At 41.2% G+C, this 16230-nt stretch carries 19 protein-coding genes; all 19 read left to right on the forward strand.

Annotated features, from left to right (window positions below):
• Window positions 1–2 precede the first annotated feature (2 nt).
• The 19 genes from Q7A53_RS01890 (at window position 3) to dxs (ending at window position 16227) form a co-directional block, all read left to right on the forward strand.
• Window positions 3–1064 carry a M24 family metallopeptidase gene (locus Q7A53_RS01890; RefSeq protein WP_411787410.1) on the forward strand — a complete coding sequence of 354 codons (1062 nt, stop codon included), beginning with the start codon at window positions 3–5 and terminating at the stop codon, window positions 1062–1064.
• Between the two features lie 18 nt (window positions 1065–1082).
• On the forward strand, window positions 1083–1640 hold the full coding sequence (gene efp / locus Q7A53_RS01895) for an elongation factor P (RefSeq protein WP_411787411.1): 558 nt from the start codon (window positions 1083–1085) through the stop codon (window positions 1638–1640).
• A 437-nt stretch (window positions 1641–2077) separates the two neighbouring features.
• Window positions 2078–3055, forward strand: a complete 978-nt coding sequence (gene spoIIIAA, locus Q7A53_RS01900; protein ID WP_411787412.1) for a stage III sporulation protein AA — start codon at window positions 2078–2080, stop codon at window positions 3053–3055.
• Window positions 3000–3509 (forward strand): stage III sporulation protein SpoIIIAB, encoded by a 510-nt coding sequence (spoIIIAB, locus tag Q7A53_RS01905; protein ID WP_411787413.1) that lies wholly within the window; start codon window positions 3000–3002, stop codon window positions 3507–3509. Before spoIIIAA ends, spoIIIAB begins: the two co-directional genes overlap by 56 nt.
• A 17-nt stretch (window positions 3510–3526) precedes the next feature.
• Window positions 3527–3733: a stage III sporulation protein AC gene (gene spoIIIAC, locus Q7A53_RS01910; protein WP_411787414.1), complete on the forward strand. Its 207-nt coding sequence runs from the start codon at window positions 3527–3529 to the stop codon at window positions 3731–3733.
• Between the two features lie 6 nt (window positions 3734–3739).
• Window positions 3740–4138: a stage III sporulation protein AD gene (gene spoIIIAD / locus Q7A53_RS01915; RefSeq protein ID WP_411787415.1), complete on the forward strand. Its 399-nt coding sequence runs from the start codon at window positions 3740–3742 to the stop codon at window positions 4136–4138.
• 16 nt (window positions 4139–4154) lie between these two features.
• Window positions 4155–5318, forward strand: coding sequence for a stage III sporulation protein AE (gene spoIIIAE / locus Q7A53_RS01920; RefSeq protein ID WP_411787416.1), 1164 nt, complete (start codon window positions 4155–4157; stop codon window positions 5316–5318).
• 11 nt (window positions 5319–5329) lie between these two features.
• A complete protein-coding gene (gene spoIIIAF, locus Q7A53_RS01925; RefSeq protein ID WP_411787417.1) occupies window positions 5330–5935 on the forward strand; it encodes a stage III sporulation protein AF in 606 nt (201 codons plus the stop codon).
• A complete protein-coding gene (spoIIIAG, locus tag Q7A53_RS01930; protein ID WP_411787418.1) occupies window positions 5928–6545 on the forward strand; it encodes a stage III sporulation protein AG in 618 nt (205 codons plus the stop codon). The genes spoIIIAF and spoIIIAG overlap by 8 nt, the downstream gene beginning before the upstream one ends.
• A gap of 15 nt (window positions 6546–6560) precedes the next feature.
• Window positions 6561–7112 carry a SpoIIIAH-like family protein gene (locus Q7A53_RS01935; protein WP_411787419.1) on the forward strand — a complete coding sequence of 184 codons (552 nt, stop codon included), beginning with the start codon at window positions 6561–6563 and terminating at the stop codon, window positions 7110–7112.
• A gap of 368 nt (window positions 7113–7480) precedes the next feature.
• Entirely contained in the window at window positions 7481–7984 is a 504-nt protein-coding gene (gene accB / locus Q7A53_RS01940; protein ID WP_411787420.1) for an acetyl-CoA carboxylase biotin carboxyl carrier protein, read from the forward strand.
• Window positions 7985–7998: 14 nt separating this feature from the next.
• Complete coding sequence (gene accC, locus Q7A53_RS01945; protein ID WP_411787421.1) at window positions 7999–9357, forward strand: acetyl-CoA carboxylase biotin carboxylase subunit; 1359 nt, start codon at window positions 7999–8001, stop codon at window positions 9355–9357.
• A gap of 12 nt (window positions 9358–9369) precedes the next feature.
• Entirely contained in the window at window positions 9370–9771 is a 402-nt protein-coding gene (locus tag Q7A53_RS01950; RefSeq protein ID WP_411787422.1) for an Asp23/Gls24 family envelope stress response protein, read from the forward strand.
• A gap of 289 nt (window positions 9772–10060) precedes the next feature.
• Window positions 10061–10438 carry a transcription antitermination factor NusB gene (nusB, locus tag Q7A53_RS01955; protein ID WP_411787423.1) on the forward strand — a complete coding sequence of 126 codons (378 nt, stop codon included), beginning with the start codon at window positions 10061–10063 and terminating at the stop codon, window positions 10436–10438.
• Between the two features lie 109 nt (window positions 10439–10547).
• Window positions 10548–11903: an exodeoxyribonuclease VII large subunit gene (gene xseA, locus Q7A53_RS01960; protein ID WP_411787424.1), complete on the forward strand. Its 1356-nt coding sequence runs from the start codon at window positions 10548–10550 to the stop codon at window positions 11901–11903.
• The gene (locus tag Q7A53_RS01965) at window positions 11890–12126 is read left to right on the forward strand and encodes an exodeoxyribonuclease VII small subunit (RefSeq protein ID WP_411787425.1); all 237 of its coding nucleotides are present in this window, start codon (window positions 11890–11892) and stop codon (window positions 12124–12126) included. The genes xseA and Q7A53_RS01965 overlap by 14 nt, the downstream gene beginning before the upstream one ends.
• Window positions 12126–13007 (forward strand): polyprenyl synthetase family protein, encoded by an 882-nt coding sequence (locus tag Q7A53_RS01970; RefSeq protein ID WP_411787426.1) that lies wholly within the window; start codon window positions 12126–12128, stop codon window positions 13005–13007. The genes Q7A53_RS01965 and Q7A53_RS01970 overlap by 1 nt, the downstream gene beginning before the upstream one ends.
• 709 nt (window positions 13008–13716) lie before the next feature.
• Window positions 13717–14316, forward strand: a complete 600-nt coding sequence (locus Q7A53_RS01975; protein ID WP_411787427.1) for a hypothetical protein — start codon at window positions 13717–13719, stop codon at window positions 14314–14316.
• Between the two features lie 18 nt (window positions 14317–14334).
• Entirely contained in the window at window positions 14335–16227 is a 1893-nt protein-coding gene (dxs, locus tag Q7A53_RS01980) for a 1-deoxy-D-xylulose-5-phosphate synthase (RefSeq protein WP_411787428.1), read from the forward strand.
• Window positions 16228–16230 lie beyond the last annotated feature (3 nt).

Below are 16230 nucleotides of genomic sequence, written 5' to 3' on the forward strand. Positions count from 1 at the left end.
GGATGAATAAACTAGAGAAATTACGCAAACTTTTATTAGAGAAAGAACTGGATGGTCTTTTAATTGACAGCAGTAAAAATAGAAGGTACATGTCAGACTTTACAGGTTCTTCAGGTGTTTTACTGATCACTGCTGATGAAGCAATCATTATCACTGATTTTCGTTACACCGAGCAGGCAGCTGAGCAGGCCGGCCAGTTTACTATGGTAGAGCATAAAGTTCCTATGACAGAAGAAATAGCTAACCAGGTGAAAAAACTAGGAATCAATAAACTCGGTTTTGAAAAAAGTCATGTTACATATAGTGTTTACGAGCAGTATAAAAGTAAAATCGAGGCAGAACTCGTCCCCGTTTCCGGTCTTGTAGAAAAATTACGCTTGATTAAGACGGAAGAGGAGCTTACTATATTAAAAGATGCTGCTAAAATTGCAGATGATGCTTTTGAGCACATATTAGGGTTTATTAAACCTGGCGTCAAAGAAATTGATGTGTCCAATGAACTGGAATTCTTTATGAGAAAGCAAGGGGCCACTTCTTCAAGCTTTGATATTATTGTGGCTTCCGGTTATCGGTCAGCTCTCCCTCATGGAGTAGCTTCTGAGAAGGAAATACAGTCAGGGGAGCTTGTAACCTTGGACTTTGGTGCTTTATATAAAGGGTATTGTTCTGATATTACGAGAACCGTAGCGGTAGGAGAGATCAGTGATGAACTCCATAAGATTTATCATACCGTTTTAGAAGCTCAGTTAAAGGGGATGGAAGGATTAAAGGCAGGTATAACAGGGGTTGAAGCAGATGCTCTAACTCGTGATTATATTAAAGAACAAGGATATGGGCAATATTTTGGTCATTCCACCGGACATGGTGTCGGATTAGATGTACATGAAGGACCAGGCTTATCATTCAGATCGAATGAAGTGCTTGAACCAGGCATGGTGGTTACTGTGGAACCAGGAATTTATGTTCCTAATGTCGGCGGCTGCCGAATCGAGGATGACGCGGTTATTACTGATAATGGTAATGAACGGTTGAGCTTTTCTAAAAAAGAATTAATCACGCTTTAAGTAAAGGGAGGAAATAACATGATTTCGGTTAATGATTTCAAGACAGGTCTTACAATAGAGGTAGACAACGATATATGGCAGGTTTTGGACTTCCAGCATGTGAAGCCGGGAAAAGGAGCGGCCTTTGTCCGGTCCAAGCTTCGTAATCTACGAAATGGAAACATTCAAGAGAAAACGTTCCGAGGCGGCGAAAAAGTAGAGCGTGCTCATATTGAAAACCGTAAAATGCAATACTTGTATGCTAATGGTGACATGCATGCTTTCATGGATACTGAGACCTATGAGCAATTGGAACTTCCGACAGCGAATATTAAATCCCAGTTGAACTATATAACGGAAAATATGGAAGTTCATATTCAAACGTATCAGGGAGAAACCATTGGAGTTGAACTTCCGAATAACGTGACATTAAAGGTCACAGAAACCGAACCGGGCATCAAAGGAGATACAGCGAGCGGCGGTACTAAGCCTGCCACGCTAGAAACAGGATTAATCGTTCAAGTTCCATTCTTCATAAATGAAGGAGAACATCTTCTTATTAATACGAGTGACGGGAAATACGTATCACGAGCATAAATAACCATAAAAGCTGATCCTTAAAAGGGTCAGCTTTTTTTGTGAGCATTTTTACTTCTAGTATGGTTTTATCTAATTCGCATCTCACTTGGAAAGGTTAATTCCCTGTGATTTCCAGGCGGAGTTCCTCTTGTTTCCCGCGGCTTTATTGTTTCGGACCTTCTTCCTCTTGGGAAAAGATCAATCATTCCTGCAACCTAAACGGAGTTTGCCTGTGCATCACGCAAGTTTCCGCCTTCCCGTGTGTAAGGAGGAGAACGGGAATGTTAAAAGCGTAGAAATAATGAATCCTTCACTTCACTTCGTATTTCTCTCTTACGAATCTTCATTTCATAGACTCCTCTCTCAAACTGTTCTATTTTATATCATTTGATATGTCATAAGTAGAAACAAAGCACATACATATACAGTAAACCAAGTTAAAGGAGTATAAACGAATGAAAGAGATTATCAGGCTGTTTCCTGAACACTTTCAACTTCTCTTAACTAAGAATGTCAATTGGAAGTCTGTCCAGGAACTCCGGCTCCGAGTGCATCAGGCCATTGAGGTGCTAGATGCACAGGGAATGCAGAGAATTAAAGGTCAGGAGATGTCCCAAAAAGACTTATCCTATGTGCTCAATCAAATCAGCCAGTTCTCACTCTATCGATTTAAGGACGAATTAAAAGAAGGATTTATTACCATTGAAGGCGGCCATAGAATTGGGTTAGCGGGAAAAGCAAATACCGTCGACAACGAGATAGAAACATTGAAGCATATCTCTTTTATGAATATAAGGGTTGCCAGATCCGCACCGGGGCAAGCAGAACAATTCATTCCTTATCTTTATGATCACGATCAATGGTCGAATACCCTGATTATCGGGCCGCCTCATTCTGGTAAGACTACGCTACTCCGAGAAATAACGAAATGGATCGCAACTGACAATCCGCAGAGCAGCGCATCAAAGGTAGCCCTCGTGGACGAACGTTCTGAAATTGCTGCCAGCCTCCAAGGAATTCCACAGCTTGAAGTTGGTGAGCGGACAGATGTTATGGATGCTTGTCCAAAAGCTGAGGGGATGATGATGATGATTCGCTCCATGTCTCCAGAAGTTTTAGTAGTAGATGAAATAGGGGGGATGAAGGACGCGGATGCAGTGAGAGAAGCTATTTTCACGGGAGTTCAAATTATCTGTACGATTCACGGACATAACTTATCCTCAGTCATGAACCGTCCTTCAGCAAAAACTTTAATCGAGGAGCGTATTTTTAATCGTTACATCGTTTTAGAAAGACTGCGCCCAGATAAAAAAGGTTCAGCACTTGTTTTGGATGAAATGGGACAAACCATCGCCCATTTGAAAGGGAGGTCTAGTCGTGCAATGGATCGGAGCCATTATCATTTTAACGGTAACAACGTGGGCAGGTTTTGATGCGGCTGCCAAATTTAAAAACAGGCCAGGGCATATTAGACAATGGAAAAATGCTCTTCAAATGATAGAGGCCGAGATGGTTTATGGTCAATCTTCACTTAAAGAAGTCTGCGAAAGTATTTCCAAAAACCTCCCAGCACCTATCAGAAATTTTTTCTTAAATTTGGTGGAGGACAAACAGCCGTGTGCAGACTTTTCGGTGTTGTGGTCCACCCAATTAAATAAGCATTGGCCGCAGAATGCTCTAACAAAAAATGAACTTGAAATTCTTCAGCAATTTGGTAGTACTCTCGGCCAGCATGACTTGGTTCAGCAGCAAAAGCAAATACAATTAACGCTTCACCACTTGGATCGAGAGTTGAGTGAAGCTATGGACGTTTGTGATCAGTATCAGCGATTAGCCAGAGGGATCGGGGTGTTGAGCGGTTTGCTGGTGATCATTCTAATTATGTAGAAGGAGGAAGGAACATTGTGCTTGAGGATGCATCCATTTTATTTCAAATTGCCGGTATCGGAATTATAGTAGCGATGATTCACAGTATTTTAAAGCAGATGGGAAAAGAAGAAATTGCCCAAGTGGTAACTTTAACAGGTTTTATCATCGTCCTGTTTATTGTTCTGCACAGGCTGGCAGAGCTATTTTCTCAAATAAAATCCGTTTTCCTCTATCAAGGATAGCCGCTAATGAATATTATTCAAATTGTTTCTCTTGGGCTGGTTGCAGCATTACTCATCATTTTGTTGAAGGAACAAAAGTCTTCAGCTGCTTTTCTGCTGTTGATCTTCACAGTGATTATTATATTTATGACCATATTGGATCAAGTGAAACATATTTTTACGCTTTTATCTTACATGGCGGAAAAGGCAAATATTGAACCTGTCTATTTCAAAACCATTTTGAAAATTATCGGCATCGCCTACATTGCAGAATTTGGGGCTCAATTAATTCGAGATGCCGGCCTTGGTTCACTTGCTTCGAAAGTTGAACTGGCTGGTAAATTATTTATCTTAATGTTGGCGATCCCTATCTTTACAGCAGTTATCGAAACCATCCTAAACTTTATACCTGGCCACGCGGGATAAGATAGTGAGGTATCTAATGAAATCTATAACCTTTCTTATCTGTATATGTATTGGAATTCTTTGTTTCCCTATTCTTGTATCAGCGTCCACTGAAATGAGCCCAGCTCCTTCCCTGATGGATCATGTCTCTACTCAGGAATTAGAGCAGAGCTGGGATCAATTAAATAGTCAATATGGGGACTATCTCCCAACATTTAATATGAATAATTTCAGGGATTTCATCACTTCCGAAACCCCGTTGGAATCCTCCGACTGGCTTTCAGGAATCACAAAATTTTTCTTTCATGAGCTTCTCTTAAATGGAAAGTTATTAGCGTCCTTGCTATTTCTCACTTTGTTCAGTACATTGCTTCAATCCATTCAATCATCATTTGAAAATACAGTAGTGAGCAAAATTGCTTATATGGTTATCTACCTGGTTCTGCTCACACTCGCCTTAGAAAGTTTCCACCAGGTGATTAATTATACGATGGATACTATAGATCGTATGAGCAGCTTCATGATCGGCCTGCTGCCTTTACTTCTAGGAATCATGGCTTCTTTTAGTCACTTAATGTCCATCTCATTTTTTCACCCGATTATCGTAGCTCTTGTTCAATCAAGTGGCTTGCTTGTGAAATATCTTTTAATCCCGCTATTCTCAGCATCAGCCCTTTTACTTATAGTCGGATCGCTAAACAGTTCCTATAAAGTCGATCAATTGGCGGATCTGTTAAGAAAAACCGGGTTAGCAGTAATGGGAATTTTTTTGACTATATTTCTTGGGGTGATTTCTGTTCAAGGGACAGTAACAGCTGTGCAGGATGGGGTAACTATGAAAACTGCCAGATTTGTGACGGGGAATTTCGTTCCAGTCGTCGGACGCTTATTTACAGACGCTACAGATACCATTCTTGGAGCGTCACTCGTTCTAAAAAACACTCTGGGGATTGCAGGGGTAGTGATTCTTCTTGGAATTGCTATTTTCCCTGCAATAAAGGTCTTTGCTATAGCAATTATCTATAAGCTGGCAGCTGCCCTCCTGCAGCCTCTGGGCGACGGTCCGATCATTCATGCCATGGGTGTAATCAGCCGTCACATCATGTATATCTTTGCAGCACTATTAATGGTTTCTATGATGTTTTTTCTAGTAATCGTAATTATGGTAGCCGCTAGTAACATAACGATGATGGTTCGATAAGGGTGTGAAAGATGAATTTTTTCACTGAATATATTACACGAATAGTCTTGTATTTATTGTTGGCTATGGTATCAGATGCACTATTGCCTTCAGGCACGATGAAGAAATACGCGCGTTTAGTCATGTCTATCCTGCTTCTGCTAATTTTTATTGGGCCTTTACTGCAGATTCTGAAAGTGGATCCTAATCAGATGATTCAACAGGCAGAGAATAAAATGAAGCAGCAAGTGAATGAAGAAGAATTAGATCAAACCATTGAATCTAAGAAAAATGAAATACTTGAGGGACAAGATGCATATAAATTAGAACAGGTTAAACAAGCTTTGTCCCAAGAAATAAAGAAGCCATTAAAGAATGAATGGAAGCTAAACCTAAAAGATATAGACATGACTTTCCTAAAGGAACCTTATCAGTTAGACACTCTGGACAAGCTCATTCTTACCTTAGCTCCTGCCCAAGATAAAAATACTGTAGAAGATATTGATATTTCGGTAACTGAAAAATCTCAAAAACCAGATTTAGAGAGAGAAAGTGAGGAAGTAAACAGCTGGCTGCAGAAGCACTTGGATCTTAACCAAGATCAAATTGAAATCCGCTGGGAGGAAGAGGATGAATAAATGGTGGAATAAGCTTTTTAACCCATTGTCTTCTAAAGAAGGGAGAAAAATAAATAAAACAAAATATATTATTGGACTGGGCCTAATTGGTGTACTGCTCATTTTAACAAGCAGTATGTTTAAACCAAATAATGATAAACCTGTCCCCAATAATGCAGCGGTGGAAAGTCAGTCTCAATCCAATGCTGTTCAAGCATCGGAAACGACTGACTCAATAAGCCAGCTGGAATCTGAGTATGAGAAACAATTGAAACCACTTTTAGAAAACATAGAAGGGGTTAGTGATGTGGACATCATGATTAATTTATCGGCCACACAAGAGAAAGTTTACGACAAGAACTTGATCATTGGGAAGCAGACAACAAAAGAAACGGATAAGAATGGAGGGGAAAGAGAAATAGAGGATTATTCAAAAGAAGAACAGCTCGTACTCGTCCGTCAAGGCGATCGTGAAGTTCCGTTGTTAACAAAAACAGAAAAACCACAAGTCAGCGGGGTCTTCGTTACTGCCAAAGGAGTTGATCAAATGACGGTAAGAGGATGGGTGGTGGAAGCAATTTCCAGAGTCTTAGATGTACCTAGTCACCGTGTTTCTGTGCTGCCTAAATAATAAGGAGGGATTTTAATGATAAAAAAACAGACAGTCTGGCTATTAACAATGCTGAGTTTATTAATTGTATTGAGTGTGTATTATATGACCTCACCTGATAATGGGGAAATGGCATTTATTCAAGATAGTCAATTAACAGATAAGAGTGGAGAGGCACAAGATCAAGCTAACAAAGAAGTTTCAGGAGATGGAACAGTCATTTCACAGCTTTCTCCGGACGAACTATTTGCAGCGATTCGTTTGGACAGGGAAAATGAGCGTGACCAATTAGAAGAGCAGCTTTCAGATATGCTAGCTTCAAGCAACTTTACCGCTGAAGAAAAAAATGAAGCTATGACTAAACTTGAAACTCTACAGGCAACTAAATCTAAAGAGTCTATTTTAGAAAATACCATTAAAGCGAGTGCTCCTTATGATGATGTGCTTGTACGTTCTGATGATGATATTGTTCACGTAACAGTCAAAGCAAATGAATTATCTAAATCTGCTACAAACGAAATAATGAAAATGGTGTCAGATGAATTCGGTCAAACAAGAGTAGATGTAAAGTTCCAGCCTCAAGGATAATGGATATAAAACCTCTGATCAGTAATCTGATCAGAGGTTTTTTTGATAAGCATAGAAATAATGAAAGGGAGAAGGTACAGTAGATTATCATTGTGGAGAAAAATATATCCCCTTATCGGATGCTTGGCTAATACAAGTGGTGTATCCCTTTTTGAACATCCAGTTCCAGCTCCCACGCACAAGCGCCATAAGCGAAAACATCCATGGAATGGAAGGTCGCATCCTTTTTGATTTTCCGCTTACATTTAGAGAGAACTGCAAGCGCTTTTTTGGCGGAAGTTGCAGGTTAGTGTCATTCTGTCGTAGAATGTTAGAAGGAGTGAGCAGTACCAAATTTAAAAGAAATTCTACATAAAGGGGTGCCCAACATGTTAAAGGTACAAGAAATCCGCGAACTAATTAAACTTATTGATCAATCAAACATTGACGAATTCTGCTATGAAACGAATGGAACTAAAGTTTCCATGAAGAAGCAGCAAGGACAGATAGTGGCTGAAGCTCCACAATCAACTCCATCAACGCCTGTTCAGTCTAGCGCTGAGCCAAAACAGGAAGCTGTCCAAGCAACTCAACAGGAGGCTCCAGCTCCAAAACAGGAGGAAGAATCAAAAGAAGACACATCGTCTAAGAGTTATGATGTGGAAATTACTTCTCCAATGGTCGGGACTTTCTATCAATCTCCATCGCCTGATGAAGATATTTATGTTAAGGAAGGCGATCAAGTCCAGCCTGACAGTGTAGTCTGTATTGTGGAAGCAATGAAGCTGTTTAACGAAATAGAAGCGGAAGTTTCTGGGGAAATTGTAGAGATCCTAGTTGAAGACGGTGAGTTAGTCGAATATGGCCAACCACTATTCCGTGTGAAGTCCTAACGGGGGGTGAGGTAGTGATTAAAAAGATATTAATTGCGAATCGAGGAGAAATTGCTGTCCGAGTTATTCGCGCATGCAAAGAAATGGATATAGAAACAGTTGCCATTTATTCTGAAGCAGATAAAGAAGCACTTCATGTACAACTGGCTGATGAATCCTATTGCGTAGGACCGACTTTAAGTAAAGACAGCTATTTAAATTACACCAATATTATGAGTTTGGCTACCCTCACGGAAATCGATGCGATTCACCCGGGGTATGGCTTTTTATCCGAAAATGCCGAATTCGCTGAAATGTGCGAGGAGTGCAATATCACTTTTATTGGTCCGTCTTCGTATGCTATTCAAAAGATGGGAACTAAAGACGTGGCTCGTGAAACAATGAGGGCTGCAGGAGTACCGGTGGTTCCTGGATCTGAAGGAATTATTGAAAATGAAGAAGCAGGACTTGAAATTGCTGAAAAAATCGGCTATCCAGTAATCATCAAAGCGACAGCAGGCGGAGGAGGAAAAGGCATCCGTGTTGCAAGAGATGAAGAAGATTTAGTCAAAGGCATTCGTGTCACTCAACAGGAAGCTGAAACAGCTTTTGGCAACCCGGGAGTCTATATTGAAAAATTCATCGAAGATTTCCGTCACGTTGAGATCCAAGTACTTGCTGATAACCATGGTAATGCTGTCCACTTAGGTGAGCGGGACTGCACTATTCAGCGCAGACTACAAAAGTTAATCGAAGAAACACCTTCTCCTGCCATATCTGAGGAAATGCGTAAAACGATGGGCGATGCTGCAGTCAAAGCAGCATTGGCTGTGAATTATTCAGGAGCGGGAACCGTTGAGTTTATCTTTGATAAAGAAGAAAACACATTTTACTTTATGGAGATGAACACTCGAATTCAAGTAGAACACCCCGTTACGGAACTCGTAACTGGAGTCGATTTGATTAAAGAACAAATTTTAATTGCTAATAATGAAAAACTTTCTTTTAAGCAAGAGGAAATTGAATTTGAAGGCTGGGCGATGGAATGCCGCATTAATGCTGAGGATCCTTTTAAGAACTTCCTTCCTTCTGCTGGTCGCATAGATATGTATCTTCCGCCAGGCGGATTTGGAGTAAGAGTCGATTCCGCAGCTTATCCAGGGTATATGATTCCTCCCTATTACGATTCCATGGTGGCGAAATTAATCACTTATGGCAGAGACCGTAATGAGGCCATTAAACGTATGAAACGCGCACTCGATGAATATGTCATCGAAGGAGTGCACACCACTATTCCTTTCCATCAACGAATGATGGAGCATGAAGTTTTTGTTGGTGGGGACTTTAATACAAAATTTTTGGAGAAATATACTATAATGAAAGACGAAGATTAAAGGAGTGGTCAAATGACTGAAAAGCAATTGTTAAACGTGACAGATGGTTCAACGCTTGGCAATGTAGAGATAGCTCCTGAAGTAATTGAAGTAATAGCTGGGATTGCCGTGTCGGAAGTTGCTGGTGTAGCATCTATGAGAGGTAACTTTGCTTCCGGTGTTGTGGAACGATTGGGAAAGAAAAATCACGGTAAAGGCGTAAAAGTAGAACTGACTGAAGAAGGAATACTGATCGATGCCTTTGTGGTGATGGAGTATGGAATTTCCATTCCAGACACAGCGAAGAAAATTCAAGATAATACTAGGCAAGCCCTGAAGAACATGACAGCATTGGAAATTAAAGAAATCAATGTTCATATTGTCGGGGTTCAAATGGAAGTAAGAGAAGAAGAGTTTGAGAGCGAAGAGCTTTAAAATTCAGGCCAGCGGGGGAATCCCTTCTGGTCTTTCTTTGTTATTCAGTTGATGAGAGGGTTAACTTTATGGGAGTGACCAGATCTCGTCTTGAAATCCATTAGACCCGATTAGCTTGACTATGCTTAGGGTCGACCGGAGCTTGGGTATAGCTATAAGCACAGTAGAGATGCTTAACTCCTTTTGGGTCTGCGAAAGATGAAAAGAAAAGGATTAGGGAAGTGTCATAGCTTTTCATCAGGTAAAATGTTATTATTCTAACGGATATGATCGAAAAGGAGAATAAGATATGAAACGACGATTAGCACGCGAAAAAGCTTTTCAAGCTTTATTTCAAATAGACAATAGCGAGATTGATGTGGAAGAGGCGATTGAGCATGTAGTGGAAGATTCAGTCCACGATGCTTTTCTTGATCAGCTCGTGCATGGAGTAACAAGCTGCCAGGAAGAATTGGACGAGTGGATTGGCAGTCATTTGGTTAACTGGAGCTTTTCCCGTTTGCCGAAAGTAGAAAAAACAGCCTTGCGGATGGCGGCATATGAAATAAAATTCGCCGAAGATGTCCCTTCTCAAGTGGCAATTAATGAAGCGGTAGAATTGGCCAAGACCTTTGGAGAAGAGGAATCGGGTAAATTTGTTAACGGGGTTTTATCTAAAATGGTATAACCCCTATGGGTTATATATGGGGAGAATAGTTAGTGATTTAAGCTTGGCTTGAACGCAAGCTTATTCTTTTGAAATGATAAACGGTTATCGAAAATAAGGAGATTTTATTGTGAATGATCGATACTTAACGGTAACAGCGTTAACTAAGTATATAAAAAGAAAGCTATCAGGTGATCCTCATTTAAAAGAAGTCTGGCTTAGAGGGGAAATCTCGAACTTTAAGCACCATAGCCGGGGACATATGTATATGTCCTTAAAGGATAACGGAGCGCGTATTCAATCGGTTATGTTTGCTGGAAATAATAAAAGTCTGAAGTTCAGACCTGAAAATGGTATGAATGTATTAATCCGCGGAGAAATTAATGTTTATGAGCCGATGGGACAATATCAGCTCTACATACAGGAAATGCAACCAGATGGAATTGGAGATTTGCACCTTGCTTTTGAGCAATTGAAAGAAAAGCTTGAGAACGAAGGTTTATTCAAGCAGGAACATAAGAAGAGTATCCCTCCATACCCTAAACACATTGGGGTCATTACTTCTCCTACAGGAGCTGCTGTTCGGGATATTATTACCACCATTTCCCGAAGATATCCGATTGTACCTCTTACGATTCTTCCCGTTCTTGTTCAGGGAGAGCGGACAGCTCAGTCAGTATCCAATGCCATCCAATATGCCAATGAACATTTAGATTGTGATTTGTTAATTGTTGGAAGAGGTGGTGGATCTATAGAAGATCTTTGGGGATTTAATGAGGAGAGAGTGGTCCGGAGTATCTTCCAGTCGAAAATACCGATTATTTCAGCTGTAGGACATGAAACTGATACGACCATAAGTGATTTTGTTTCTGATGTACGAGCAGCAACCCCTACAGGTGCTGGGGAATTGGCGGTGCCTTCAATAGTCGAGTTAACGGAAAGAATTCTGTCCTTTAATAACCGGCTGCAAAGAGCTATGCATGCAAGGAAATCGGATGCCGAACAGCACCTTACTCGTTTACGGAAATCCTATGCTTTTAAATATCCTGTCCAATTATTGCGGCAAAAAGAGCAGGATTTGGATAGAACGCTCGAACAGCTGTCTAAACAAATGAAGAATCTTTATCGCTATAAAGAGGATCAGCTGATTCAGTTGCAAAAAAGGCTTATGCAGAAGCATCCGGAAGCACAAGTGAAAGAAAATAAAACACAGCTGCAGAGCGATACAAAACAGCTTCACTTAAATTTTCAGCATCAGCTTGAGAGAAAGCAAGAAAGATTTCGATTCAGTTTAGATAAACTTACCCTGTTAAATCCATTAGATATTATGAAAAGGGGCTACGCCATTCCATTTTCGGAGGATGGTAAAGTCATTAAAGACGCTAATAAGGTTCATAAGGGAGCGCCTCTCTCTTTAAAAATGCATAATGGCCGTTTGCACTGCCGAGTTGAGGAAATCGAGGAGGATGAATATGGCGGAGAGTAAAGAAGAAGTAAGCTTTGAAGAAGCAATGAAAAACTTGGAAGAATTGGTTGAAAAGCTTGAAGCAGGAGACGTCCCGTTGGAGAAAGCAATCCAGTATTACCAGGAAGGGATGAAGCTTTCAAAGATTTGTAATGAAAAGCTTGTCCATGTTGAAGGTCAAATGCAGAAAATTATGAACGAACATGGTGAATTTGAACCTTTTAGTGTCCAGGAGGAAGAATAGTGGAATCATTAAAGGATTATTTTTCTCAACAGAAGCTCTATATCAACGATAAATTAATTCAGTATGTGTATGAATACACGGATCCTGGCCGCTTACAAGATGCTATGCTTTATTCCATCGAAGCAGGCGGGAAAAGGCTTCGTCCGATTCTTCTAATGTCCACAGCTGAAGCTTTTGGAGCGGAGGAAAAGCGGACGCTAGCGGCAGCCTGTGCATTAGAAATGATTCATACCTATTCTCTTATTCATGATGATTTGCCGTCCATGGATAATGACGATTTAAGACGTGGAAAACCCACGAGTCATATTATGTTTGATGAAGCGACGGCAACATTAGCGGGAGATGCACTTCTAACTTTAAGCTTTCAGGTAATATCTGAGGATCCTAATTTGGAAGATGGAGAAAAAGTTTATCTCCTTCGTGAGCTTGCTTCTGCAAGTGGTGCCCGTGGGATGGTGGCAGGGCAAATGCACGACATGCAGAGTGAGGATCGGCATATTCCCCTTCACGAACTTGAAACGATTCATAAGAACAAAACCGGTAAATTGATCAGGTTTGCTATTTTGGCCGGTGCTTACTTGGGACAAGCATCAGAGGAAAGTATGGATCAAATGAAAGTGATGGGGGATGCACTGGGACTCATCTTTCAAATTCAGGATGATATCCTGGATGTTACTGGTGATGCTGACGTACTAGGTAAACCGACAGGCAGTGATGAAAATAATTTGAAAAGCACGTACCCTAAACTTCTCGGCCTTGATGGAGCCATACAGCAGAAAGCAAATTATGTTGATTCTGCTCAAAACGCTCTTCGATCTGCAGGAGTAGATGGCACCCTTCTATCTGAATTGATTCACTACTTGAGCTCGAGAGACCGCTGAACAATCATTATTCATTGTGGAACAATAGTGAGTATGATATATTAGGATTACAGAAGGAATGGTGCAGTATCCTAGTCGGCCCTCCGTACCTGAAGGCGGGCCTAAAAATCCGCCGAAGGGCACATCGATGAAGTTCCTTGTGTTGGCTTGAGGCGCCCAGCCTTGGGTCGATGCTGGGAGTTAAGGTTGCAGGGCGATCCACAAAGGCATGTGGGCGTTGACCCTGCTTCCGCGGAGGCCCATTCTTGTAAGAGAATCTGAGCCAGATTCTCTTATGAAATGGGGTATGAACCTGCTTCACATGGAGTAACGTCTATGTGGGCAGCGTAGCCTGCCTTGAGTGGTCCTGAGGGGATTACAGTCATGTGAACATCTTCCAACTTCAGATGGCCAATGAAGTGGAGATGCTGTAACTGTATGAAATCTGAACTGCAAAAGAGGCTAAGGTACGGTTAAAGGCTGCCGGGGAAAGCCCCTAGGCTGTTCGATTATGGACATGAACCAAGAATTATAGTGCGGACTAAGTGGCAATCTAGTCCAGTTTTACGGAAACGTAGCTGAGTCGGATTTAAAGGGGAACCGCCAGAGTGGTGACACTCGGTATCCGGCTGGGAAAACCTACTAGACCTAAGCCGCAATTTTTACTTGGTTCATGACCATTCCTTTCGCTACATAGGAAATTAATTTATAAGAAATATAGAGGTTGAGAATGGACAATAAATTTAAAAAATCCTTAAAATTTAGCTTAAGTATTGCCGTTATCACTTTTGTGTTAGCGGCTATTTTTTCAGTTATATCTTCTTCCGTTCTTAGCGGAGTCATATGGGTGATCGGTTTAATTATCGTTTTTATTATCGTATTTATCGGAGTAGTGTTTGATATGCTAGGGATAGCTGCGACCGCTGCTAAAGAGTCACCCTTTCACGCTATGGCTTCAGAGAAAGTTACAGGAGCAAAGCAGGCAATAGCTATTGTAAGAAACGCAGACCGCTTTGCAAGTTTCTGTAATGACGTTATAGGGGATATATCTGGTATAGTCAGCGGGACGGCATCTGCCGTAGTTGTTCTGCAGTTAGTAAATACAATAGGATCCCACGATGGATCGAAAATTCAAATAATTATTTCTGTTGCTTTAACCAGTGTGGTCGCAGCCTTAACTGTTGGGGGCAAAGCACTTGGCAAGTTTTTTGCGATTAATTCTTCCACCAAGATTATTTTTTTTGCGGCAAAAGTGATAGCATGGATGGAACAAAAGTTTAAAATAAATATCGTTACTGCTTCAGAGAAATCCACAAAAAAAACAAGATAACTACAAGGGGGTCCTTTAATGGATCTGTACAAGGTTAAAGACCCTTCATTTTTGAAGGAAATGTCATCCAGTCAACTAGAAGAACTCGCTAAGGATGTAAGTAAATTCTTAATTGAAAATTTATCCACCACAGGCGGCCATTTAGGAGCCAATTTAGGGGTAGTGGAGCTTACTTTAGCTCTTCACAAAGTGTTTAAAAGCCCTGATGATCGATTTTTATTTGACGTCGGCCATCAGTCTTACATTCATAAAATCCTAACAGGTAGAGCCGGTCAGTTTGATACATTACGTAAGTATCAAGGACTTTGTGGCTTCCCAAAAAGAAATGAGAGCGAACACGATATTTGGGAAACTGGTCATAGTTCTACCTCTTTGTCGGCGGCAATGGGCATGGCCATCGCACGGGATTTAAAGAATGAAGACCATTCTATCGTTCCGATTATAGGTGACGGTGCTCTTACAGGCGGTATGGCTTTAGAGGCCCTGAATCATATTGGACATGAGAAAAAGAATGTAACCGTTATCCTGAATGATAACGAGATGTCTATTGCTAAAAATGTCGGTGCCTTGCATGGGGCACTTGGACGTATGCGCAGTGCTGGGAAGTATAACCGGGCGAAAGACGACCTGGAATGGCTCTTGAAAAAAATCCCTGCCGTGGGAGGCAAGTTAGCTCAGGCTGCTGAAAGATTGAAGGACAGTATGAAATATTTTGTTGTCCCTGGCATGTTTTTTGAAGAGCTCGGTTTTACGTATTATGGCCCTGTAGATGGTCATGATTTTAATGATCTGTTTGAAAACTTGAATTACGCTAAGAAAACGAACGGTCCAGTGATCGTTCACGTGATGACCCAGAAGGGAAAGGGATACCATCCTGCTGAGTCCGATAAAAAGGATAAATGGCATGGTGTTGGCCCTTATAAGATCGAATCCGGAGAAAAGATTAAGCCCGTGGATGCTCCTCCTGCCTGGAGTTCCGTTATTAGTGAGACGCTGCGAAAAGAAGCAAGAAAAGATAAACGCATCGTTGCCATCACGCCGGCTATGATATTGGGATCAAAATTAGAAAAATTTGGTGAAGAGTTTCCTGACCGATTATTTGACGTCGGGATCGCAGAGCAGCACGCAACGACTGTATCTGCCGGCTTAGCTACACAGGGAATGAAACCATTTTTGGCTATTTACTCTACCTTTTTACAACGGGGCTATGATCAAGTCATACATGACGTAGCGAGACAGAATTTAAACGTAGTGTTCGGCATTGACCGCGCCGGTTTGGTAGGTGCTGATGGCGAAACTCATCAAGGGGTATTTGATATCGCCTTTTTAAGATCAGTACCCAATATGATTATCAGTATGCCGAAAGATGAAAATGAAGCTCAGCATTTAGTACACACTGCAATGACTTATGATGACGGTCCATTTGCTGTACGTTATCCGAGAGGAAACGGTAAAGGCATATCCATGGATGAGGAGCTTGACTCTCTCCCTATAGGAAGCTGGGAAGTCATAGAAGAAGGCAGCGATGGAGTTATCCTGACGTTTGGTACTACTATCGATATGGCACTGCAAGCCAGCAAGCAAATGAAGCAGGAAGGGAAATCCATTCGAGTAGTGAATGCACGTTTTCTTAAACCTATGGATGAAGCTATGCTGCATGACATCATGAAAGAACAGCTGCCGATATTAACTATTGAAGAAGCTGTCCTTAGTGGAGGGTTTGGATCAAGTGTTCTGGAGTTTGCTGAAGAACACAATTACACCTTACAATACATGAAAAGAATGGGAATTCCTGACCGTTTTATCGAGCATGGCAGTGTTCCTGAACTTTGGGAAGAAATCGGTTTGACTACTGAATCAGTCATTCAAAACTTAAAAGAAATGATTCCGGATAAACAGCAGAGGGCATAAGAA

Source organism: Halobacillus rhizosphaerae, from assembly GCF_046719735.1.
Lineage (GTDB): Bacteria > Bacillota > Bacilli > Bacillales > Halobacillaceae > Halobacillus_B > Halobacillus_B rhizosphaerae.